Annotated in this window: 18 protein-coding genes and 1 pseudogene; 6 read left to right on the top strand and 13 right to left on the bottom strand. The window is 34.5% G+C overall.

The window, feature by feature from the left end:
* Positions 1-52 precede the first annotated feature (52 nt).
* Complete coding sequence (locus SOJ_RS01830; protein WP_002506364.1) at positions 53-1,828, bottom strand: purple acid phosphatase family protein; 1,776 nt, start codon at positions 1,826-1,828, stop codon at positions 53-55.
* A 223-nt stretch (positions 1,829-2,051) separates the two neighbouring features.
* Between SOJ_RS01830 and SOJ_RS01825 the strand changes: the two genes are divergently transcribed.
* The 3 genes and pseudogenes from SOJ_RS01825 (at position 2,052) to SOJ_RS01815 (ending at position 7,510) form a co-directional block, all read left to right on the top strand.
* Positions 2,052-2,444 (top strand): (deoxy)nucleoside triphosphate pyrophosphohydrolase, encoded by a 393-nt coding sequence (locus SOJ_RS01825; protein ID WP_002506363.1) that lies wholly within the window; start codon positions 2,052-2,054, stop codon positions 2,442-2,444.
* A 2-nt stretch (positions 2,445-2,446) separates the two neighbouring features.
* A pseudogene (locus SOJ_RS01820) lies at positions 2,447-5,353 on the top strand (DEAD/DEAH box helicase).
* A 258-nt stretch (positions 5,354-5,611) separates the two neighbouring features.
* Entirely contained in the window at positions 5,612-7,510 is a 1,899-nt protein-coding gene (locus SOJ_RS01815; protein WP_002506360.1) for an endonuclease/exonuclease/phosphatase family protein, read from the top strand.
* Positions 7,511-7,752: 242 nt separating this feature from the next.
* On the opposite strand, the gene sbnI is transcribed toward SOJ_RS01815, so the two are convergent.
* From sbnI to sbnA, 9 genes are read right to left on the bottom strand one after another with little or no spacing between them, the layout of a single operon-like run.
* The gene (gene sbnI / locus SOJ_RS01810; RefSeq protein ID WP_002506359.1) at positions 7,753-8,517 is read right to left on the bottom strand and encodes a bifunctional transcriptional regulator/O-phospho-L-serine synthase SbnI; all 765 of its coding nucleotides are present in this window, start codon (positions 8,515-8,517) and stop codon (positions 7,753-7,755) included.
* A gap of 11 nt (positions 8,518-8,528) precedes the next feature.
* Complete coding sequence (locus tag SOJ_RS01805; RefSeq protein ID WP_002506358.1) at positions 8,529-9,719, bottom strand: type III PLP-dependent enzyme; 1,191 nt, start codon at positions 9,717-9,719, stop codon at positions 8,529-8,531.
* Entirely contained in the window at positions 9,694-10,488 is a 795-nt protein-coding gene (locus SOJ_RS01800; protein ID WP_002506357.1) for an HpcH/HpaI aldolase family protein, read from the bottom strand. The genes SOJ_RS01805 and SOJ_RS01800 overlap by 26 nt, the downstream gene beginning before the upstream one ends.
* Complete coding sequence (gene sbnF / locus SOJ_RS01795) at positions 10,463-12,235, bottom strand: staphyloferrin B biosynthesis protein SbnF (protein WP_238536961.1); 1,773 nt, start codon at positions 12,233-12,235, stop codon at positions 10,463-10,465. The genes SOJ_RS01800 and sbnF overlap by 26 nt, the downstream gene beginning before the upstream one ends.
* The gene (locus tag SOJ_RS01790; protein WP_002506355.1) at positions 12,222-13,946 is read right to left on the bottom strand and encodes an IucA/IucC family protein; all 1,725 of its coding nucleotides are present in this window, start codon (positions 13,944-13,946) and stop codon (positions 12,222-12,224) included. Before SOJ_RS01790 ends, sbnF begins: the two co-directional genes overlap by 14 nt.
* Positions 13,936-15,165 (bottom strand): MFS transporter, encoded by a 1,230-nt coding sequence (locus SOJ_RS01785; RefSeq protein ID WP_037539388.1) that lies wholly within the window; start codon positions 15,163-15,165, stop codon positions 13,936-13,938. Before SOJ_RS01785 ends, SOJ_RS01790 begins: the two co-directional genes overlap by 11 nt.
* The gene (sbnC, locus tag SOJ_RS01780) at positions 15,155-16,924 is read right to left on the bottom strand and encodes a staphyloferrin B biosynthesis protein SbnC (RefSeq protein WP_002506353.1); all 1,770 of its coding nucleotides are present in this window, start codon (positions 16,922-16,924) and stop codon (positions 15,155-15,157) included. Before sbnC ends, SOJ_RS01785 begins: the two co-directional genes overlap by 11 nt.
* A 13-nt stretch (positions 16,925-16,937) precedes the next feature.
* Positions 16,938-17,948: a 2,3-diaminopropionate biosynthesis protein SbnB gene (gene sbnB / locus SOJ_RS01775; protein ID WP_002506352.1), complete on the bottom strand. Its 1,011-nt coding sequence runs from the start codon at positions 17,946-17,948 to the stop codon at positions 16,938-16,940.
* The gene (gene sbnA, locus SOJ_RS01770; protein WP_002506351.1) at positions 17,945-18,925 is read right to left on the bottom strand and encodes a 2,3-diaminopropionate biosynthesis protein SbnA; all 981 of its coding nucleotides are present in this window, start codon (positions 18,923-18,925) and stop codon (positions 17,945-17,947) included. The genes sbnB and sbnA overlap by 4 nt, the downstream gene beginning before the upstream one ends.
* Before the next feature lie 215 nt (positions 18,926-19,140).
* Here sbnA and SOJ_RS01765 point away from each other — a divergent pair, with 215 nt between their 5' ends.
* Genes SOJ_RS01765 through SOJ_RS01755 form a run of 3 tightly spaced genes read left to right on the top strand, consistent with a single transcriptional unit; the run spans position 19,141 to position 22,142 of the window.
* Positions 19,141-20,133: an ABC transporter substrate-binding protein gene (locus SOJ_RS01765; RefSeq protein ID WP_002506350.1), complete on the top strand. Its 993-nt coding sequence runs from the start codon at positions 19,141-19,143 to the stop codon at positions 20,131-20,133.
* A gap of 18 nt (positions 20,134-20,151) precedes the next feature.
* Positions 20,152-21,147: a FecCD family ABC transporter permease gene (locus tag SOJ_RS01760; RefSeq protein ID WP_037539386.1), complete on the top strand. Its 996-nt coding sequence runs from the start codon at positions 20,152-20,154 to the stop codon at positions 21,145-21,147.
* Positions 21,144-22,142 (top strand): FecCD family ABC transporter permease, encoded by a 999-nt coding sequence (locus SOJ_RS01755; protein ID WP_002506347.1) that lies wholly within the window; start codon positions 21,144-21,146, stop codon positions 22,140-22,142. Before SOJ_RS01760 ends, SOJ_RS01755 begins: the two co-directional genes overlap by 4 nt.
* A gap of 427 nt (positions 22,143-22,569) precedes the next feature.
* On the opposite strand, the gene SOJ_RS01750 is transcribed toward SOJ_RS01755, so the two are convergent.
* From SOJ_RS01750 to SOJ_RS01740, 3 genes are all read right to left on the bottom strand, one after another.
* Positions 22,570-22,947 (bottom strand): antibiotic biosynthesis monooxygenase family protein, encoded by a 378-nt coding sequence (locus tag SOJ_RS01750; RefSeq protein WP_256092440.1) that lies wholly within the window; start codon positions 22,945-22,947, stop codon positions 22,570-22,572.
* Between the two features lie 107 nt (positions 22,948-23,054).
* Entirely contained in the window at positions 23,055-24,428 is a 1,374-nt protein-coding gene (locus SOJ_RS01745) for a cryptochrome/photolyase family protein (protein ID WP_002506345.1), read from the bottom strand.
* 241 nt (positions 24,429-24,669) lie between these two features.
* Positions 24,670-25,155 carry a TspO/MBR family protein gene (locus tag SOJ_RS01740; RefSeq protein ID WP_002506344.1) on the bottom strand — a complete coding sequence of 162 codons (486 nt, stop codon included), beginning with the start codon at positions 25,153-25,155 and terminating at the stop codon, positions 24,670-24,672.
* Between the last annotated feature and the right edge of the window lie 476 nt (positions 25,156-25,631).

Here is a 25,631-nt window from a genome sequence, read left to right as displayed (position 1 = left end):
TATACCTAAGCTATAAAATAAATTACAGCTTAGGTATTGGTTTTAATTATATTTAATCTTTTTGAATACCAAATTCATCTACTAATTCTACACTACGTTGTTCACCTTTACTGATGTCACCGCGTAGTTGATAAATTTTAACTTTCAATTGATCGCCTTCAACTTCATATACTGAGAAGTTTTGAGCTGATGAATCTCTGTTATTTTCGTGTTTATCTTCAAATGCATCTGTTTCTTGTGGTTGTTCACCTAGTTTGAATAGACTGTTGTAATGATCTAAATCTTTCTGAGTTAACCAGCTTAATTCTGGTCTAACCTTTTTAATGTGCTCTAATGAACGGTCATAAATACTATCGTATTCTTTCGTACCACCAGTGTTAGGTAGCACATAAACTGAACCTTCTGGATCGTCATAATATTCCACGCCATCTTCGCCAACGAATTGTTCAGTATCTTCTTTCTTCGCGTTCACAAAACTATTTTTCGTAGATGTGTGTTCTAAAGGATGTGTACGTGATAACACGTGGTCATGTCCTTGTAATACTAAGTCAACGTCAAGATCATCAATTTCTTTTGTTAATTCTTCTCTTACTTTCTTCACATCTTCATCTGAAAGTGCATGATATGATTTAGAATACATTGGTTTGTGTAAGTTTAAAACAACCCATTTTGCCCCATTGTCTCGCGCCTGTTTAATATCTTTCTTAATCCATTCCATCTGTTCATCACCGATGGCCTTTTCATCTGGATTGTCTTTTGATTTCTTATTATCGTTTGTATTCGCTACTACCATGTGTGCCCCATTATAATCAAATGAATAGTACGAACCGCCATTTACTGCGTCATTTTCTTTTGGTACGTTCATGTGTTCATTGAATTTATTCAATAATTTTTCGTCTTCTTCATTTAACGCATACTCATCATGGTTACCTGGTGCTGCAGCAACTGGTAACGACATAAATGATGGTCTAGATTGTTTATACAAGTCTTTCCATTCATCTTCAACTTCAGCAGTTTCTACAAAGTCCCCTGTATGTAGTGCGAAGTTAGGATCTCCTGCTGTTTGGATTGCGTTTTTCAATGTATCAGCACCAAATGCTGCTTCATTTCTTACGTTCTCATTCCAAAAAGCGTTTTGCGTATCTGTGTATTGTACAAAGCTAAATGGATCGCCTTTATCACCGGAAGTCTTGAACTTACCTATTTCACTTTTCTTCCCACTTTCACTACCCACTTTGTAGTAATATTGTGTATTCGGTTTTAAATCTTTAGCTTGTGCTTTGTATGTATATTCTTTTTCTTTGATTAAATCTGTTTTACCGTGCTTGTCGCCACTCGTCCACTCAGGGCCACCTGCATTTTCATCGGTATAATAACCATTCACTTTAGGTTTGCCATTTTTTTCAATAGGTTCGCCTTCATCATCTTTGGCTACATCTTTATAGATGATATTTCCATCTTTATCTCTTTCAAGATACTTAGAGTCTACTTTTTTAGGTTTCGCATCAAATGATTTTGCATCTGAAAAATCTTTAGATTCTGACACCCATACTTTAGAATCTTTGAACTTGTCTGTTGTATACCAACTAAAACCCATTTCTGTTTTAGTGTCACCCTTTAAATTTGTAATTACACGGTTAGGATTGTTGTTCTCTGGAACCTCAGCTACTTTAGGTTTTTTATCCAGTAATTCAATATCACCGTTTTTTTCACCTTCTGCTGCACTACCTGAACCACTTGCATCAGCTGTTGGTGCTGAAACTGTAGTAAATACTATAGCTAGACTCATTACAGTACTTACAGCAATAGAACGATACTTATATGCCATCACACGTACCTCCCAATATGAATTTTTAATGTTTCATTCACTATTCTAGCAATGTAATATTAATCTAAAGTTAATGCTATATGGATTTTGTAAATTTCAAATTACTATTTAATTTTATTTAGATAGATTTAAAGTATTACTTTATAACAGTTTTTTAAATAATTACGCTAATCTTCATAGTTTGTTAGAATTAAATCAAACGTAAAATTTAGGAGGAAGTAATTTGAAGAAAAAAATTGAAGTTGTGGGTGCTGTCATTTTTTCTGAAAATAAAGTGCTATGTGCACAAAGAAATGAAAATATGAGTTTACCTCTATTATGGGAATTCCCGGGTGGAAAAATAGAAAAAGATGAATCAGAAATTAATGCATTAAAAAGAGAAATACGAGAAGAAATGCTATGTGATATTGAAGTTGGTGACAAAATCACCACTACTGAATATGAATATGATTTTGGTATCGTAAAGCTAAGCACTTATAAATGTACATTGAATGAAAAATTACCAACTTTAACAGAACATAAAGAAATCAAATGGGTAGCAACCCAAAAATTAGAAGAATTAGAATGGGCGCCAGCGGACATTCCAGCAGTTGAAATCATTGTAAATGAGGAATAATTATGACTAATTTGTTAGAAGACTTTAATCAATCATTACATAAAGGATTTATTGACCGTACTATTGCTCACAAAGGAAACTTTATGCCGAAATTACTGGTAAATAATAAAGAAGAGAATGTTTTGTCTACAATTATAGACGAACTTCATAAGTGTAAGTCATTTACGATTTCAGTAGCTTTTATAACTGAAAGTGGCTTGGCGAGTTTGAAATCCTATCTTTATGACTTAAATGAAAAAGGAATTAAAGGTAAGATTATTACTTCAAACTATTTAGGTTTCAACACACCCAATATGTATAAAGAGTTATTAAAACTTAAAAACGTAGAAGTTAGATTAACAGATGTGAATGGTTTTCACGCAAAAGGTTATATGTTTGATCATATTGATTATTCATCAATAATTATTGGAAGCTCTAATCTAACCTCTAATGCATTAAAAATAAACTATGAACATAATATCCTTTTTTCCACACAGCAAAGTGGTGACCTTATATATAACATCAAATCACAATTTGATGAATTATGGGCAACAAGTTTACCTCTTTCACATGAATGGATAGAAGTGTATGAAAATACATTTGAATACCAAACTTTTAAAAATACAGTTAAAGTTGCAGAAACGCAATCACTAGTTGAAACACAAACAAAAAATTTAAATAAAATTGAGCCGAATTTAATCCAAAGAGAAGCCTTAAAATCATTAACGTCACTGAGAAAAAATGCAAAAGATAAAGCACTTATCATTTCGGCGACTGGTACAGGAAAAACTATTTTAAGTGCTTTAGATGTTAGAAACTATGATCCAAAAAAATTCTTGTTTGTAGTGCATAACGAGGGGATCTTAAACAGAGCAATAGATGAATTCAAAAAAGTATTATCTTAATCAAATGACGCAGATTTCGGATTATTAACTGGTAAAAATAAAGATATTAATGCTAAATATTTATTTGCTACTATTCAAACCCTTTCTAACGAAAATATATACAATCAATTTGAAAAAGATCACTTTGATTATATCGTTTTTGATGAGGCTCATAGGTCTGCAGCCGCTACTTATCAAAAAGTATTTAATTATTTCAAACCTAATTTTTTGCTAGGTATGACAGCTACGCCTGAGAGGACAGACAGTCTAAATATAGTTGAAATGTTTGATTATAATATTGCTTACGAAATTAGATTACAAAAAGCACTTGAAAGCGAAGTGCTATGCCCTTTCCATTACTTTGGAGTAACTGACTATGTCCATAACGGAGAAAAAATCGATGAGGTAAGTAATTTGTCGGATTTAACTTCTAATGAAAGAGTTGAGCATGTCTTAGAAAAAACTAGCTATTATGGCTACTCAGGTGATGAATTAAAAGGTTTGATTTTTGTAAGTAGAAAAGAAGAAGCTTATGATTTAGCAAAAAACTTGTCATTACGTGGTGTTCCTTCTATCGCACTAACTGGAGAAGATAATCCTCAAAAAAGAAAAGAAGTTATTCAACAGCTTAAATCAGGTGAAATTAATTATATAATAACCGTTAATTTATTTAATGAAGGTATTGATATACCTTCTGTTAATCAAATTGTAATGCTGAGGGAAACAGAATCTAGTATTATTTTCATCCAACAGTTAGGTAGAGGGTTAAGAAAAAGTAGTAATAAAGAATATGTAACAATCATAGATTTTATTGGTAACTATAATAAAAACTATCTAATTCCAATAGCCTTGTCTGGAGATCAGTCGCAAAATAAGGATAACTACAGAAAATTTTTAACAAATAATTCAGCACTTAATGGCGTATCGACAATCAATTTTGAAGAAATAGCTAAGAAGAAAATCTATGACTCATTGAAAGCAGTTAAATTAAACTCAGCCAAATTAATTAAAGAAGCTTATACAACAGTTGAAAGTAGAATTGGTAGAATACCTATGTTAATGGATTTTATTGAACAGAATTCTATCGATCCGGGAATCATATACACCTCTAAAACTGATTCAAACGGAAATTCAAGGAGCCCATATAAAAACTATCATGATTTTCTCGTTAGATACAATAAAGTTTCAGATGAATTAAATGAAAACGAGAAAAAGAATTTAACATTTTTATCACGAGAAATTGCTCAAGGATTAAAAAATGTAGACCATATAGTTTTGAAAGCAGTTATGAATCAAGAACAAAATATCAATCATTTATTTGCTAGAGCACAAGAAGTCGACTCTACCGTTACAATTGACGATATTTCTACAAGTTTGAAAGTCTTGGATTTTAGTTTCTTCAGTGAAAATATAAATGTATCTTATGGCAACCCCATTATCAAGGTAGATAATAATAATGTTTATTTAACAGAAACCTTTATCGAATCTTTATCCAAAGATTTGTTTAAGTGTTATGTAGAAGATATTATCAAATTGGCTGAATATAATAATGAAAAACATTATGATGGTAAAAACTCGCTTATTTTATATAATAAATATTCACGAAAAGATTTTGTAAAACTATTAAATTGGGATAGCGATGTATCTTCAGTAGTAAATGGTTATATGTTTGGTTCTGGAACGTTACCTATTTTTATTAATTATCATAAACAAGATGATATAAGTGATAATACAAAGTATGAAGATACATTTTTAAGTAATGAGAAAATAAAATGGTTTACAAAATCTGAAAGAAAGATAGATTCACCTGAAGTTAAAGATATTTTAAATCATCAAAGAGATGGTATTACTATGCATGTTTTTGTAAAAAAAGAAGCCTTAACAGATGGTAAAGATTATTATTACTTAGGCAAAGCACATTACATTGAAGATACAGCAGAACAAACGATAATGCCTAACGAAAAACAAGACAATATTGTAACAATGAATTTATCACTAGAAACACCCGTAAAAGATGAACTTTACAGATATATCATAGAAGAATAAAATAGTCATCTTATAAAGATGGCTATTTATTTTAATTACTAATTTATCACTCCTTCTTTTAACTCCACCCCAGTCTTGAATTACAGTTTTTATTTTTTAAACAAGTACTTACCATTGCATATGTGACTTAACCATCACTTTTATTTCCCATTACCATCAACCAATCCAAACTTAATATTAATTTACGCTATTTTAACAATTCCTTTGAATTAGCTTTGTTACAATATAATTAAATTTGAAATTTAAAGGGGAATGGTTTTGAATAAATTAACTTGGTCATTAATCACATCTATGGCATTAGCAACTACTGTCATAGCACCTACTACACTTCACGCAACAACGACAGAGAAAGATGCGCAAGATACAAAAGATAGTTCGACAAAAAGTATAGAGATTCACGATATTCAAGGTGAAGGTCATCAATCACCTTACGATGGCCAAAAAGTGAACAATATAAAAGGCATTGTTACATATCAATATGAATTAAATGGTGGCAAGTACTTACATATCGAAACACCTGACGATAAAAAGGATAAAAACCCAAATACATCTGAGGGGCTTATTATTTATACGGGTAATCAAAATTATGACGCTAAAAAAGGTGACTTAGTTACTGTTACGGGCACTGTCGATGAATATTATATTGACGGTTATGGCGATAAACAAGAAACCGACTTACCAGTAACTCAAATTAATGCGCGTGACGATAAAGGTGGCAATGTATCTATTGAAGAAAGTAACCAAAAATTGCCCGAGCCGTATGAGATTGAAAAAGTACCAAGCAAAATTTCTGCAAACGATAACTTTCAAACCTTTGATCGTGAGCAATACGCAATTGACTACTGGGAATCGCTAGAGGGCATGCGTGTTAAAGTTGGCGATGTCAGAAGTGTTGGCCCACAAGAACACGGTGACCTTTTCACTGTTTTAGACGACCAATCTGCTGAAACTGACAATGGCGGTGTACGTTTAACAGAAAATGACCAGCATGGTGAGCGTATTCCTTTTAAAATGTATGATAATAATAAAGCGCGTGATTTTGATGTAGCAACAGGCGATAAATTTAAAGGTCCAATTATTGGTCATGTGAATTATGGATTCCAAAATTACAAATTAAATGTAGATTTAGATGACATGAAACAAGCACATGTCGAGGGTGACACTGAGCCAGAACCAACTTCCATTGAACCGAGTAATCAAAAGCTCAATGTTGCATCGTATAATTTAGAAAATTTCTCTAACAATTCATCATCTACAACAGAAGATAAAGCGGATAAAATTGCGAATGGTATCACAGAACACATGAAAAATCCTGATATTATCGGCGTGACTGAAGTACAAGATAATGATGGTCCAAAAGAAGGCGGACCAGAAGCTAATAAATCTTATGAACGCTTAATTAAAGATATTGAAGAAGCTGGTGGTCCTAAATATAAATATTTAAATATAGATCCTTCAATGAATGAAGACGGCGGACAGCCTGATGCAAATATTCGTGTTGGTTTCTTATACAATCCTAAGCGTGTTCAATTTGATAAATCTATTGAATCTGGAGATGCGGACACAGCAGTCTCATATAAAGATGGCGACTTAACATTAAATCCAGGTCGCATCGACCCAAATAACCCTGCCTTTGATGATTCTAGAAAACCATTGGCTGCTCAATTTAAATTCCATGGCGAACAAGTCATCGTATTAGCGAATCATTGGAACTCTAAAAATGGTGATACACCGCTATTCGGTAGTCAACAACCACCTGTATTAGAAAGTGAAAATCAGCGTGTTGAAATTGCGAAGTCAGTTGGACGTTTTGTAGAACAAGTTCAAAAAGACAATCCTAATGCAAATATCGTATCCGTTGGCGATTATAATGATTTCCAATGGTCAAAACCGTTAAAAACATTTGAAAGCTTTAATATGAGCAATATGATTTACGATTTACCTGAAAACGAACGTTATTCATACAATTATCAAGGTAATTCGCAAGCACTTGATCACATATTCGTTTCAAATAACTTGAAAAACCATACAGAATTAGATCCAATTCATGTAAACAGTGATTTCACTGATATGTCAGGTCGTGCGAGTGATCATGATCCACTATTAGCTCAAATTGATTTAAAACAGGCAAAGAAAGACAATAAAAACAAACAATAATTAGACCCTGACATTTTTCTAATAAAATTTCATCGTATGAGCTAGCCCGGCACAGCTACTGTAAAATGGAATACAAGCGCTTCAGCTCTTGCATAAGAACTACTTGTCTTCATAAATGAAGTAGTAGTTCTTTAAAAGCTTGATATAATCGCATTTTCAATTCAGTCAGCCCCTGCCAATATAAAAAATGAGCCTGAGACATGTGCTATGTCCCAGGCTCATTTTCTATTTATAATAAGACGTCATTGCTCAACTAAATATACTTTTTCAGAGTAACAACGTACACTATCCATTTTTTCCTCTAAGAATTTATTCCATTTTACATTTCTATTTAGCTCACTCTGTTCTTTTAAAATGGTTAATGGCACTTGTAAGTTAAGACAGCGACCAGAAATGTTAAAACGTGTGACACCGGCTGGGACAGTTTCTCCTCTATTGACGATTGTTTCGATTTCTTGAAAACCGAGCGGCTGATATTTCATCAAAATATGCTGGTTAGATACACAAGTATTATCACTCTGTGCTATACGCTCCACATCATAGGTTTGACTATAACTGGCAACGACCTTTGCCCACGCTTCTAGTTTCTGTTCTCCTAAATCTTCTACATATAAATATTGTTCGTCATAGCCTTTGCACATTGTAATAAATGGCGTTGTATTTTTAATTTCTGTCGTCCATGGCAAACTGTTATCTTGTCGCAAAGTTTCCCACCACTGACCAATAGCCACTTTATGGTTCCATGTACTAATTGAATATTGTGTTTCATTAATATCTTGCACTGGTACAACGCGACATCCAAGTGCCTTGAGACTCGTGAAACGATGCACACCGTCAATGACCATATATCTACCTGACTGTGTTTGTGTAACTAACACTGGATGTCTCATAATTTGTTCCGCTTCAATACTTTGCTTTGTCTTTTCTAAACGCTTTTGCTCAAATGTTTCGTGTAAGTCTATGTGTTCCACTGGTACAAGTTTTAATGCTTTATACATTTGTTCCATTGTAGTCCTCCTTATTTATCAGATAAATAGATAAATGTCGGATGTGGATGACTTAAAAAATCATGGTGAGAAATAGACCAACCATAAGCCCCAGCGTAATTAAATATTACGACATCCCCAGTTCTCACAAATTTTACTGGTGTTTCTTTTGAGAAAACATCTTTCGGCGTGCAGAGTTGACCGACGAATGTCACCTTTTCATTTGCGACTTCCATGCGTTCAAAGTGATAAGGGTTATGGTTAATATGACATATTTCAAAAGGATGGTTGTGTTGCCATGACACTGGTAGTCTGAATTGTTGCGTGCCCCCTTTTAAAATAGCGTAATACGCATTATGCACTTGCTTGATATCAATGACTTCAGTCGCATAGTAACCGATTTGCGCAACTAAGTATCGGCCACACTCAAAGTTCAACGTAACGTCATTCATCGCTTCTTCATTAATGACGTCTTGAAAGCCTTCCACAAATTTCTGCCATTCGAATTGTTGATTTAAATCTGCGTAATTGACTCCGATACCTCCACCGATATTGATATGTTTCAGTGGAAATTGAAAAGCTTCTGACCATATTTTGGCTTTATGAAAATAGAGTCGCATAACATCTAAATGTAACGCTGCATCTAAGTTATTTGAAATAGAATGAAAATGAAATCCTTCTAATTTGATATGCGGTAGTTCAAGTGCAAGCTTAATTGCTTGTTCGACTTCATTTTCCGATATACCAAATTGGGTTGGGCGTCCTGCCATGTGTAGCGTCGCATTTGGAAAAGGTCCTGATAAATTCACACGTAATAAGACATCCATCTGTTTATTTTTGGTATCTAGGATAGCGTTTAACCTTTTTAATTCATATATGCTTTCCACATGAATACGTTGAATGCCTTGCTCGATTGCAAATATTAATTCTTCATCTGTTTTTCCTGGGCCACCAAAAATAATACGGTTCGCTTTTTTATATGCTAAGCCTTTTTGTATTTCACCTTGAGATGCAACTTCAAATCCAGCAACGGATTCACTCATCGTTGCTAAAATGTCATCTTCACTATTCGCTTTCATCGCATAATACATCTCGCAGTTCTCTGGTAAGGACGACACGATTTTATGCACATGTTGACGTAATGCGTTTAAATCATATATATAATGACAAACAGGTGCGCCACTTTGCTTTATCTCTTTAATTTTGTCGAATATTTGTGTCACGTTCTGCTCCTCCTTTAAATGAGGTTAATTCTGATTTTAAGTTACGGTAGAGTTTGCCACGATCGTCTCCAAGTACAAACGTATTAACACCACGTTGTGCCCATATATCTTGTTGTTCTTTATTTCTTGGTAAGGCACAAAAGTGTTTATTGTAATCACTTGTCACGTCATGCATGTAACGTAATGCTGATTGTACGACTTCACTGCTCGTTTCCCATGGTATGCCAAACGATTGCGATAAATCGGCAGCACCTTCAATAATCATGTCTAAGCCTTCAACTTGTACAATATCTTCTATGGCGCTGATGCCCTCTTGATCTTCAATCATCGCCATGACAATAATTTTGTCGTTTGCGTTCGCCATGTAATCCGTTAATGGAATTTCACCAAACTTGGCCATACGTCCACCATTTAAACTGCGCATACCTTGAGGATAATAGCGACTTAATTCCACAATATGTTCTACGGTCGCTTTATCTTTAACACGAGGGATAATAATACCTCTTGCGCCCATGTCCAACACTTTGATAATATCTCGATCAATAACTTGAGTGACCCTGACAATTGGCGTGATTTGCGCTGCTTCAGCTGCACGAATTAAATGTTCTAACGTTTCATCGTTAATGGCAGCATGTTCAGTATCTATAATTACAAAATCGTAACCACTTGCTGCGATGATTTCAATAACAAGAGGATTCGGAATCGAATTGAAAATGCCATAGACTTCAGCGTCTTGTGCCAATTTATCTTTGAGGGATAACGTCATCATGATGAATCACTCCTAACGGGTTAGTTACGTGATGGATTCTTATTTCCGTATCCTCTAATAATCTTCTTGTCGTTAATTTTTCTACTTGTATCGTTTTTTCAAACAAATCAAAGTGCTCATAATTAGGTAGGTCAGGATGGGTTTGACGATACTGCTTGATTTCATCGTATACATACATCCATTGTTTATGTTCACTCAAATTGTAGTGACGTTCAAAGAACATAATGATTTCAGAAATATTAATAAAGAAAAATGCGTCTAAAGCAAAATCTCTAACAAGTTCCACATCTTCTGTTTCGATAAATGAATTACGATTAATTTTCTTATGTTCCTCTGGTGTGTCTTTTAATTGAGGATTTTGTGCCTCTGTACTAAGTAATCCACGTTTAAAACGCACACCATCATGAAAATCTTTAATTGCTACACGTGTTGGCCAACCGTCTTCATGAATAAGCATCATGTTTTGCGCATGTGATTCAAGTGCAATACCGTGATAATAAAGCATATGGATAATCGGTTGCACTGCAACTTTGATAAATTGTCTAACCCAAGCTGCTACACCATATTGTGCAATCCATTGCTGAATAATTGGATTCTGTCGTTGGTCTAAAATATAAATAGCATTAAACGGTATCGCATCTTCTGTTTCAGTTAAGTAACTGTGTAAGTTCTCTCGCCATATGACAGATACTGCACCATATATTGCTTCACGCTTTGATTCAGTTAAATTATCATTAATATAAGACATGCCTAATATTTCACCTAAGAATACTGTTTTTAATTCCTTATTTAGATAGCTATCTTGTTCATGAATATACTTTAACCAATCTGTAATTTGCGCTGCATTCTCAATCGTATGTGACGCTAATACACGTTTAGTGGATGTATTCGTAATGCTTAAAGGCACTTTAATATAATATTTAGACGTGTCCACAGGTGATAATGTACGAATTGATTGTTGCGGTGTATAGTATTCTTCTGATTCGCCTAGTAATATAATTTCACCATTAATCCATTGTTCAGCAAGTTCACTCGCAATAATGTGATCAAATTGCCAAGGATGCACTGGCAACCACTCATAGTCTGCCAATGATTTATCTAATGCTTGTAGCACTTCTTTAAACTGCTGCACAACTTCATCACCTAATTGTTGTTGAAGTAAGTCTTGCGATTTAATATTTCGAGAGATAGTTTGTTCAATATATTGTTTGGGAATTGCGAGCCATTTCAATGTAAATGTCGGTTGGAAATCAGGGCCATATTGCAAATTATCTACAGGCGTAAAACCAAGGCGCGATTTATAACTTGGGTGATAAGGATGGCCTTCCATCGCATAAGATTCAAGTGCATCGAACGTTAATTTAACACTACCCGCAGTCATCTCTTTATATCGCATGGCTTGTGTATCTTTCAGCTCCGTTTGTAGTAATTCGTTGATAAACGCCTCAACTTTTTCATTATTTTTCTCAAATGTATATATGACTTCTCGTAACATTGTAGCGTAATCAACCGTTACTGCTGTATCGCCATCATCTGTGATTCGCCATACAGGTGACGTAAGTTCTAACCTTTGAAAGCTATCTAATTCTCTCACTTCAGCACAATACGTTGCGTCTTCAGCTTCAATAGTTACTATCGAAGTAGCATCTTGTTGTGTCACCTCATATTGCACAACATCCTCATATATAATAGAAGTTACAAGTTGATTCATAATGCGTTGCTTTACTTGTTGTTCAATATTGTGCATCATGTTGTCGTACCTCCTCTTCCATAAACATTGGGTTCGGTATATTGGTATAAAGTGGATTATCACCGCAATCTTTTATTTTACTCATAAAGTTTGCTTTTGCTGAAAATGTTGGCCTTTCGTATAGGTCATCCACATAGACTTTCATTTGTGCTGATGTACTGGCGTCTTGAGACCAATTCAACAATTTATTGCGAACCGTTTGCCATAATGTCGTTTCACTGCCAACGCGTTTGCCCATTGTAGCGACCAAATGTCCTAAATGATTTACAATAATGTAGTATTTAAAACGATGCCACGCTGCTTCATTACTATAGACAACTGGACTATCGCTTTGTATTATATTGGGAATAATTTGCGCACGCTTTGCGATATCTTCTGCTATACATACGCCTTCCAAATCTCTGACGTAACATACTTCCGGATGGCCGTCTTTAAATTCAATTAAAGTATTTTGTACATGTGCTTCTAAACTAATGCCAGTTTCAGATAGTAATTCAAGCATTGGATATAAGGTGATGTCTAAGTATGCACTTAACCATTCCTCATCCGACAAACCGCTTTGAGTAATCAAGTCTCCTAACATAGAGTCCGGCTCATGTGGCATCGTTTCAAATAGACTTGCTAACACGTGAATTTGTTTCTCCGAATAATAATCTTCAATACCTTCACGCACGATCATTGCAGTATTTGCTAATAAATCAAAAGCCCCTGCTTCAGACGAATATTTCAATGCACGATAACCTTCTTCAAACATCAGTTTAAAATGCTTTGTTTCATAGTATGTTTTTATCGATGCGATGACATTTGCAGCATCAATCGTTCGTTCTACTTGTTCATAATCATTCGTTCTTACGAAGTTTGTGATTTTGACATTTATCGGTAATTTCAGGTAAATGTTAAGCTCTTTTGAAAATACCGTACGAACAGAAGACGTTGGATAGACATAATGTCCGCTGATACCGATGTCTTTAATTAAGCCGTCATCCATCCATTGTTTAAACTTAGCGTTATCTTTTAATCCGGTTATTTGATATGGATGCAAGGGTAATAATGTATAACCGTCGTCTATGTCATCAGTATCTAACTGTGCCAACTGTAATACCAATTCATTTACTGCCGCCGCTCTGCCTTCCACATATCGTTCTAGCATGATAGAACGATCAACTTGTATATAATACAGTTGAAATTGTGCGTGGCATTCTGGTGCATAATGCAATAAATCTTCTTCGCTAAATCCGACAGAACTTTTGGGTGTTGGATGAAACGGATGACCTAAATAAAGGGATTGTTCCGAAATAATATACTCATCTTCTGTTTGTTGTTGCGCACGTGTTAAATAGAGTGCGGTGCGTTTTACACTATTGTTAATATCTTTATAAATATTTTGTTGTATTGCTTTTAATCCGGTTTTATCTTCATCTTCTGTTTGTTGTGCGAGCATCTCAAACACGTGCTCAATCACTTCCCTTGGTGCTAACTGTGAAGACGTGCCATTGTCTTGTGCACACATCACTGGGTGGTATGTGTGATGACCCATTACTGACCAATAATTAAATTTACCTATTAACGTTCTAGACGGCCCGAGCGTGATGTGCCACATGTTTTGCTCTGGCTGCGCATTGTACAAATTTTGTTCTCTAAAATATACATTCAATATACGTTCTACAGCTGCATGTTCAGCTATTTCAATATTCTGATTACTTTGCACGTTTATTATTCAACTCCCATACATTCATTGTTAATTTATAATCTTTCACAGCGTTTACTCGAGATGATAATAAGACAACACAACTGCTTATAAATATGCTACCCATCACGATAAATGTAATCGTAGGGTTATAGCTACTTGTAATCACAGCGCCTAACATACTGTTCGTGGAACCAACGAAAGTGCCTTTTAAATCTTGATGACATGCCTTAACAACGACATACATCACACTTTGAATTAATGCACTATACGTAAAGCCTTGTATCACTCTAAAAATGATTAACATCCACAGTGTGCTGGACAGACCTTGGAATATAACACTTAAGCCACAAATGAGTGCAGTGATTAAATAGACATATTTGACGTAATTTTTATCATTTAAGCTTCCCCATAATGGTGCACTTAAAATAGAAGCAGTCCAAAATGCAGATTGAACAAGACCCACTGCTGCTTTATCATCTAAAAATGTCTGGTTGGCGCCAGTTGTTAAAGGGGCGAGTGCAGTCATCATGCCATACATCGCAAGATTGGCAAGTATACCAACGATAATGAAGCGACATGTCACTTGCGAACACAGTAAACATTTAAATGATTGTCTTACACCACAACGTATAGGTTCTGGTTCGCTACTGTTACGCTGATGTGTGGTTTCTATAAGTAACTTAATACCTACTGCACAGACAATAAATGTCAAAATAGCAATCACTAACAGTAACGACTGAAATCCAACAATACTTGCTGCAACGCCTCCTATAAGTGGTCCCACAAGAGAGCCCGCACTAATAGAACTTTGCAATTTCCCAAGTACTTTACCACGCATTTTTTCAGGTGCTTCACTCGTCGCAAATGCATTAGAAGCATCTACGACACCGCCAAATAAACCTTGTAATAATCTGACTAACACAAACTGCAGTGGCGTCGTACAGAGTGACATCAATAATAAACAAACTGCTAAACCTAATAATGCACGGAGTACCATCCATTTTCGGCTGATTCTATCGCCAAGTTTGCCCCACAACGGTGATGAAATCATCGTTGTGATAGCGGGCGCTGCAATCGCAATCCCACTCCACATTTGAATTTCTGTAACAGATAAATCCTTGAGTGATGCAATATAGATTGGCAACAAAGGAACGAGTACAGTCAGTCCAGCTATCGAAATAAACTGGCTCAGCCATAAGATGCGAAAGTTCCTATACCAAATCGCTTCACTGTTCATGACGCATCATTGGGTTTGGTATTGTCCCAATACTGGATGGCATGCTACCGCCACCTGATTCTTGTTGATGTAAAAGTGGTAAGAGTACGCGTTTAAAAGGCCACGTTTGCTTCTCGAACAAAATATGTTGCACTTGGGCTTTATCCACTTCCGAACAATCCATCTGCTGCACATACTTTGAAAGTGATGATTTAATTTTATTCATTAACATTAGTTCATCCAATCCAAAGACGTGATGTAGCATATCTACAATTGCATACAAATTCACTGATACTGCTAATGTTTGAAAATATGTAAAGAATGTTTCTATATCTTCATTAATTAACGTATTTGGAGAATTTTTGCTTATCGCATATTGTGGAATATCAATGTTACTTTCATGCATCCACCGTGGATAAATACGCACTGTATCGTGATCTCTCAATATAAATTGATCCACATGCCCTTCTTTAAATAAAATTAAAATATTTTGTCCATGTACTTCTGGTAAGACACCATTTTGCATAAATTTAAGCATAATATGAAGAAATTGATCTATCATCTCATCAAATAACACTTCTAATTGCTGACTTTCCATTTGATCTTGGGCTATGCCAAGAATATCTTCATATAATGTGGCATCATGTGCCGCTAATGCAGCCATCGATACGAATTGTGACGATGATGCTGTCACTTGCTTAGGATAACTTCTAATCTGTGTTGTCAGATGGCCTATTTGATCTTGGAATATATCTTTATCTGCATTAATAAACGATAGCCACTGCTTTTCATTACACAGCGCTACCTTATTCTCTAAAGTGCTGTCTTGAGCTATAATTTCACTTAATAATTGTTCTGCCTTCTCACCATTTAACAAATAGCGTGTCGGTGTTAATCTCAGTGCACCTAACGACTGCATTGAAAACGGTACTTTAATATGCTGAAACGGACGTTGTATATCAATAAGCGAGCGCATAGATGATGAGGGTAGAAACTCGCCGAACTCATAATCTAATGGCACAATGATGCGCGCTGCGATTTCTGCTTGAAACATTTCGGGAATCACATGTGTCATTTGCCAAGGATGTACAGGAAATACCATATACGACTCTGAATCTAAGTCTGCTGACTCAAGTGTGTGCGGTAATATATCCTCGTCTTCGATTGCTAATGCTTCATTGAGTAAGCTTTCGTTTAAATACTCACTCTTTAAAATGTAATCACGATGTATCGCGACCGTTTTTAAAGAAAAAGTTTTAAAGTATTCGGGTTGATATTGTTGATAATCTGATTTACCTAAACCACGTTTTTCTTTAGCTAAAGGATGAAATGGACGATCCTTTAAACTCGCAAACTGTTCTGATTTGATAAAGGGATGCTCTGATAAGGTTAATCCTGCCAATTGCGCTGTTAACTGATCCATCGCAACTTCTACCCCTTCTCGAAAACGTACTGTATTCAATTCATGGCTCGATGGTGCATTCATTTCAACTAATGCATCCCATAACCCTAAAGCATTGATCGCGTGTTGTTCGTCATTGTCTTTTACAAAGACGGTCGTTCCTTTTAATCTATAAATATTTAAACCACTATGATAAACAGGTATATAGAGCACCTTATCTTCATTGCCATATTTCAATATCGTATCTGAAGCGATTTGCAATGCTTCACTTTTTGTCAAAAGACCAAAGATATCTTCAAATAATAGACCATCCACTAGATCTCTTAAAATAGTAGTGTGTGCATGATTTTGTTGATGATTCGCTGTGACTTCTATCACTGTACGACACTCCTTAATATAGACTTAATGTTGTTCCGATTTGCTGTTGCTTAGCTTCTTTATAAATATAATAAGCACTTGAAATATCTTCGATTGCCATACCCATTGGATTTAATAAAATAATTTCGTCATCATTTTCTCTTCCTGGTTTAGCACCCGTTAATAATTCTCCTAATTCAGCATGTAAGGCTTCCCTACTAAAGCGCCCTTCTAATACAAGTTGATTAATTGTCTTTTTCTCGCGATTTGCTTGTGACCAATCGTCTACCAAGACTTTATCTGCTTGTGTAAAGACATCTTTTTTAATATCCATAATTGAAATATTGCTGATAAATGTGCCTTTTTGAATCCAATCATATTCAATGTAAGGTTTGTCCGTAACTGTACAAGTAATGACTACCTCTCCATTTTCAACTGCTTCTTTCGCTGTTGTCGCTTGAACAAAGTGAATTTCTGGACGTGCTTCGGCCCATTTTTCAATAAAACTAGCGCTGGCTTTTTCAAATTGATCAAAAACATATACTTGTTTAATATGATCAAATTGCTCTAGCATACTTTGCAATTGTCGATCACCGATTAGACCACAGCCAATAATTGTTAATGCTTCAAATCCTTTTTTCGCTAATTTCTGAGCAGCAATAACTGAGACAGCTGCCGTTCTCATACTACTAATTAAGCTCGCTTCCATCACTGCAATGGGATAGTTTGTTTCAGGATCATTCAAGATAATGACACCACTTGCACGCTCTATCTTACGTTCTGAAGGATTGTCATGTTTACTACCAATCCATTTAATACCTGATACTGGATCTTGACCGCCAATATGACTTGGCATGGCAATAATACGATCCGCAATATGTCCTTCTGTACCATTTGCGCGTAAATATGGCTTTAATGGTTGCACAAAATCTTGATTCGCATGGGCTTTTAATGCTTCAGTTAATGCATTTACATAAACTGTTGAATGATTACCTCCTGCTTGTTCAATATCTGATCTATTTAAATACAACATGTCTTTGTTCATCGTGTTAGCGCTCCTTTTTTGTTTTTCACTTCATCAAACCATTTATCTGAATAAACTAAATCTAAATAGCGATCGCCTCTGTCAGGTAAAATCGTCACAATTGTTTTATCTTTAGCAATTGAATTAATGACTTTTTCAATCGCTGATATAATTGAACCTGTTGATCCTCCTGCAAAAATACCTTCATAATCAACTAAGCGTTTACATCCAAGTGCTGATTGGTAGTCATCCACATGAACAACTTGGTCTATTTCTTCTTTATTTAAAATTTCAGGCACTCTACTCGCGCCAATACCTGGTAATTCTCTATCTTTAGGCGTTTCACCAAAAATAACTGACCCTTTCGCATCCACCGCAATAATATGTGCATTCGGGTGATATTCTTTGATCTTTCTACTCATGCCCATAATGATACCTGTAGTACTCACTGGCGCTATAAAATAATCAATTGGAGTTTCTATTTGCTCTACGATTTCTGCACCAGCACCATGATAATGTGCTTTCCAATTTAATTCATTTGCATATTGATTAATCCAATATGCGTTGTCAGTGGAATCAAGTAATTCACGAACACGTTGAATACGCGTCATTAAATACCCACCATTTTCATCCGCTTCGTTTACCATATCTATATTTGCACCATAACTTTTAATAATTTTTAAATTTGTTTCTGAAATTTTCGGGTCTACCACACATGTTAGTGTTAATCCTTTTATCTTAGCGATCATTGCTAGAGCAATACCTAAATTTCCTGAAGTACTCTCAATTAAATGTGTACCTTTAGTAATTGTTCCTTTTTTAAAACCATCTTCAATGATGTATTGAGCTGGTCTATCTTTCATACTGCCGCCTGGATTCATATATTCTAATTTTGCGTAAACATTATGTTCCGGGAACAGTTGCTTGAGCTGTATCATTGGCGTTTTGCCTATACATGAAAGTAAAGAATCATGACAATGCTTAGGTTCTTGTCTCACTTAAATTCCTCCTAAAAAATATGGATTATTAATAACATTACGATAATGATAACAATTATCATTATCAGTAAACTGTATTCTATGTATCCTTTCCAAAAATGTCAAATCTTTATTTAATTTTTAAAAAAATTAAAAATTTTTGTTGACATATCGTTTGCTTTATAAGATATTAGGATTGATAATGATTATCAATCCAAGTTGGAGGTTTTAGAGAAATGAAGCATTTAGCAAAAGTATTCATTACTGTTTTAGTAGCGGTTATGGTGTTAGCAGCTTGTGGAAATGGGGAGTCCGAAAAGTCATCGGAGTCAAAAGAAGATAGTAAAACAACGAAGATCAAACATGCTATGGGGACCACTGAAATTAAAGGAAAACCAAAACGTGTCGTAACATTATATCAAGGCGCGACTGATGTATCTGTCGCATTAGGCGTCAAGCCTGTCGGTGCTGTAGAATCTTGGACGCAACAACCTAAATATGATTACATAAAAGACGACCTAAAAGATACAAAAATAGTAGGTCAAGAACCTTCACCAAACTTAGAAGAAATATCTAAGTTAAAACCAGATTTAATCATCGGTTCTAAAGTCAGAAATGAAAAACAATATGAACAACTTTCTAAAATCGCACCAACAATTACGCACGATACAGTGTATAAATTTCAAGATACAACGAAAATGATGGGTAAAGCACTCGGTAAAGAAGACAAAGCTGATGAGTTATTAAAGAAATATAATGATAAAGTTGCACAATTTAAAAAAGATGCAAAAGCTAAGTATGGAGAACAATGGCCAATGTCAGCTTCAGTTATCAACTTCAGACCAGATCATGCACGTATTTATGCAAGTGGTTACGCTGGAGACATCTTACATGACTTAGGGTTTAAACGACCAGAAGGACAACAAAAACAAGTTGATAAAGGTAAAGACATCATTCAATTAACATCTAAAGAAAGCATTCCACTTGTGGATGCTGATCATATATTTATGTTCAAGTCTAACACTACTGATAAAGACGCAGAGTTAACTAAGAAGACAGAAGCAGATTGGACATCAAGTAATCAATGGAAAAACTTAAATGCAGTAAAAAATGATGAAGTTTCAAAAAATGTAGATGAAATCACATGGAACATGGCTGGTGGTTATACTTCATCTCTTGAACTCATTGATGATTTATACAAAAAATTAGATATTGAAAAACAATCTTAATCAATAAGGAGTTACCTCATGTTACTTAAACCGCGGTATAAATTAATGCTTTCTGGTTTATGCCTTATCGTTGTAACGATTTTAAGTTTAATAATTGGAAACACGCTTGTATCACTTTCACAGTTGGTACAAGCGTTGTTCCACTTTAATAGCAATAACGATATACATATTCTACTTGCCGAATCACGCGCATCAAGAACACTCATTGCTCTACTTACCGGCGCGGCGTTCTCTGTATCTGGTTTGCTTATGCAAGTATTAACACGTAATCCAATTGCTTCACCCGGGCTGTTCGGTGTTAATTCAGGCGCCGTGTTCTTCGTGATTTGTGGCTTAACATTTTTTAAAGTGCAATCATTTGAAGCGCTCATAACTATTTCATTTATCGGGGCAATTATTGTAACTGTTCTTGTCATTACACTTGGCATGTTTAAACAAGCGCAATTTTCACCTAAACGTGTGATATTGGCTGGCGCAGCGATTTCAGCATTATTCGGAGCATTTACACAGGGCATTTTAATTATGAACCAAAGCAATTTACAAAGTTTTCTGTTTTGGCTAAGTGGTTCTGTTGCTATGCGTAATGTGTGGGAAGTGCCTTGGGTCATTCCAATAATTATTATATTTCTGCTCATTGCCTTTGCGATGTCGTCACATATCAACATCTTAATGACGAGTGATGAAATTGCTTCTTCACTTGGTCAAAAGGTCAAATTAACAAAAATGGTTATGGTATTAACTATTAGTGCGCTTGCCGGCATTTCGGTCGCACTTGCAGGATCTATTATGTTTATCGGGTTAATCGTACCGAATATTAGTAAAAAGTTAATGCCAGCCAACTATAAATATTTAATACCTTTCACTGCGGTTAGTGGCGCTATATTAATGGCATTGTCCGATATTTTAGCTAGGACAATTATTCAACCACTCGAGCCTCCTATAGGTGTTATCACAGCAGTCATTGGCTCAATTACACTTATTTATATTATTAGGAAAGGAATTCAACGCATATGAATGAGACAGTCCATAAAAAAGATACCAAACGCTTAGTCATTGCCGTTCTCATATTGATTGTTTTTTCAATATTGAGTTTAATGTTGGGGTCTACTTTTATATCGTTAAATAGTATCCTTTCTTATATTATTGATCCTATTTCAAGTCCTGATCAATTTACAATCGAAGTGTTGCGCTTGCCAAGAATTACATTGGCGATTGTAGCTGGTGCAGCACTAGGCGTAAGTGGTTTGATTCTACAAAATGTACTTAAAAATCCTATTGCCTCTCCAGATATTATAGGTGTAACAGGTGGCGCAACATTTGGTGCAGTAACATTTATTGCGTTTTTAGGAGATATTAGTGTCCATTGGCTGCCCGCATTTTCACTCACTGGTGCAGCTGTTGTGATGTTCATCTTGATGAGTTTCCAGAAAAAAGGCAATATACAGCCTACTACTCTAGTTATTATTGGTATCGCACTTCAAACGTTATTTATGGCGCTCGTTAATGGCACGCTTGTGCTTACAAAACAACTTGCTGCGTCTAAAGCCTATACTTGGCTTGTCGGTAGTTTATCTGGTGCCACATTTGAAAACAGTTTGATATTGGGGTTATTTATAGTGTGCACTTTGCCATTGTTGGTTATTGTACTTCCGAGAATGAAAGTATCCGTTATGCATGATAATGTTGCCACAGGTTTAGGCGTAAAGGTTCATCAAACGCGACTCATTCAAATGGTGATTACAACGATACTTGCTGGTGCAGCGATTAGTTTTGTGGGTAACATTGGCTTTGTTGGTTTAATCTCACCGCATATTGCTAAAGCTTTGATTAAAGGGAATTATTTAAAGCGCTTATTTATGTCAGCGATCTTTGGCGCACTTTCCATCGTCATTGCGGATCTTATAGGAAGAACGGTGTTTTTACCAAAAGAAGTTCCAGCTGGTGTGTTCATTGCTGCATTCGGCGCCCCATTCTTTATCTATTTATTATTGACTGTAAAAAAACTCTGATACGATCATATATTCTCAAATGCAAAGAACTAATACATTAAATTATGTATTAGTTCTTTTTTCTATACTAAAATCTTACGAATTTGAAAGTGCATGCTTGCCTAGGGGTATGGTTCGAGCCTGTAGTCTCTCCCTCATACTATTCCCCTGGGCGTCAGCACGTTGCAAAATCGATACAATTATATAAACAATAAAAAAAAGACATCCTCGTATAATAAAATTACTTTGACATAACTTTAAAACGAAGTGTCTCCTTTATAAAAATAATGGAAACTATTCAGCTAATTAGCAAAGCCTATTATCATAGTATTAGTTACTTGATGGCTTTAAAATATAAGGCAAAACCTCAAACTCTTTTGAAGCCTCACGAGATCACCTCTATTTTAAAATTGTATATTTCTTTAGATATTCATTGAAAGCTATAATATTATCTAGATAATTCTACACTTATTTTAAAAGATAAATCTCTATTGACAATACTTTGATCCACTCCTTTTTTAGTGCCTCTATTTCGATGAGAATGCTTATAGTCTTCAGAATTTTGCCAATTTGTAAAAGATGTCTCATCAAACCATAGCGTCACAATAACATAATGGCTATTCAAACTCTGCGGTTTTAAAAATAATAAACTTTCAAAACCTTCATTACTTTCCAAATGCTTATCTCGCTTTAAAAAAGTACCCTCAAACTCTTCTTCGTGACCTGGGTTTACATACAAATGATTTAAAACCGCATGACAAGTTTGCGGTAAGTCATTTGTTTTTTCTAGTACTTGGTAGACCTTTGTTTCGTTGAATTCCGTAATTGTAACTTCATTCGCTTTCTCTTCTATATATAAATGATACTGTTCATTTTTTAAAATTTTAATTTCCTCCCAAGTTACTAAATTATACTATCTTATTAGAACTTCTATTAAATATGTTTGAATTTGTCCATAACGTGCTTTCTACTTTCAGAATGATCTACGATTACTCTTGGATAATCTTTACCAATTTCAATATCATATACTTCTTTCAATTTATCTTCATAGTTTGAAGGATTATGGAGATATTTACTTGAAACATTATCAAATACCTCTAGTTGAGATTTAATAAAATACCCCTTGTCATCAAAACGTTCGCTTTGACGTATTGGATTAAACATCCTGAAATAAGGCGCTGCATCGGTACCAGTAGAAGCAGACCACTGCCAACCATGGACGTTAGATGCATTGTCATAATCAATAAGATATTGTCTAAAATACTCCTCGCCCCATGTCCAATTAATAAATAAGTTTTTGGTTAAGAATTGTGAAACAACCATTCTCAAACGATTATGCATATAACCTGTTTGATTAAACTTTTTCATCGCAGCATCAACAATTGGATAACCAGTTTCGCCTTTTTTCCATGCTTCAAATTTTTTATAGTTCGTCGACCATTGCATATTGCGGTATTTTTCATTAAAAGACTTAGTTGCAGTTTCTGGATATTGAGTCATTAAAATATAATAAAATTCACGGAACATTACTTCTCTTAAAAATGCCTCGTAATTCACTTCATCACTCTCATAACCTTCAAGTAAATCATTAACAATTTCGCTAATGTCTAATAACCCATATGCTAAATATTTGCCTAAACCACTAACATAATCTTGTGAAACGTCGTCTGTCATTTGCTTATAATTTGAAATGTCTTCACTTAAAAATGTTTCCCAATCTTTTCGAGCTTGTTCTTCTATGCCCGTCGATGAATTCAGTGATACCCCACTTTGATTTGAACCTTTTTCAGCATATTCACTTAGTTGTTTATATTGATACTTTTTACTTGATGTATTTATCAAACTACCTCTATTCGCTCTATAAAAACTTGTGAACACTTTATAAGGTTGTCTCTGCTTATTTAATGTCATTGATGGCTGTAAATAATGATTCACACGTTGACCAATAACTTTGATATTATGTTTTTGAAATGCTAATTTAACATGGGGAAAATCATATTCTTTTTTGTGATAGCTCATAATGTCTTTACCAATAAGCACATGTGTTAATTCTAATTGATCCACTAACCTCCCTAAATTTTTATACGTAACGATAAAAGGATAAATATTACGTTTATGTAATGATTTAACGAATCCACTCACTACATTATTATAGTACTGACGCTTTACTTCACCCGCGTCTGATAAATCCTCCAAAGGTAAAAGAAAGTATAATTTTCCAACCATATTTTTGTTATTAACTACATAATCAAATAATGGGTTATCTTTAATTCTAAACACACGGTTAAGCATGACACCTAAATGCATAGTTTGCCTCCTCACTTCATTTAATTTATTTCCATCAAGAAAATAATTTTTTCAAGATTTGATCTAAACTATTCATCTCCAAATTTGTCTCCATATTCACAACTAAAAGTTTTGAAATATTTAGCATTCTTTTCAAAAGTTGTTAGATACTATAGTACCTAACATTGATATAGTCACTTGCATTAAAACAAATAATTATACAAGTAAAAAGCTACTTTTTTTCATGAATTACATCTCCGCCTTAAAGATAATCAGGATTATCTTTATTTAATATCCAATTACCAGTTGTAAGGTAACTTGCAAACACAGACCACATAATATATGGAATCATAATTATGCCACTAAATTTATTTGTTTTATAAAAATTTATACTCATTGCAATAACTGCTAGTAAAAGTACGTAACTTTCTATCAGCGCTAAACCTCTTAATTTGTATTTAAAATATAAAAGAGACCATAAATAATTTAATCCTAGTTGAGTATAATGAGATATTGTAATATTTTTAGTCATTTTTCTATATTTTGTGTTTTTAGCTATAGTATATGCAATACCCATGCTTGCATATAAGACAGGCCAAACTTTTGGAAATATATATCCTGGGGGTGAAAATGGGGGTTTTATATTTTTCTTATAATCTTTACGTGCATTTTTAACAGCAAATTTCCCAATTAATTTCCCACCTACAAATGGTACGGTTATTCTAGCTAGATTTTTTATTATAGACATGAATTTACACTCCTTATAATTTAGATGTTTTTTAGTCTTTCTTTTTAGATTTAGTATCTTTTTCTTCTTTATAAAACTTTTTCAAGGCTTTCTTTATAATTCATTTGCCCAATAAAAATAACTTTCATAGTTTTTATAATGATGATCTTACACTTTATACTACAACGAGTATCAACTTTACCAAAGTTACTGAGTTTGAAAATGATCCAAAAGCCTATATCTTACTAGAATATGATAATAGAAAAAAATCGCAGTTTTCTTGAAATAGAAGCGATTGTTGAAATCATCTAAAACAAAGAAATAATTGATTAGATATGGAAAACAAGATAAAAATTATTTTAACTCTAAATAAAATTCTGACTTATATGTACTCAAAGTAACACTAAAGTCTATTAAAATTATGAACCGTGACACTTTAGAAGCCCCTCAAACGCTTAAGTTTGACTAATTTATAAAACAAACAAGCGTTTAATCTT

The organism is Staphylococcus sp. OJ82 (assembly GCF_000294465.1).
Classification (GTDB): Bacteria; Bacillota; Bacilli; order Staphylococcales; family Staphylococcaceae; genus Staphylococcus; species Staphylococcus equorum.
This window is presented reverse-complemented; position numbering and strand designations above follow the sequence as displayed.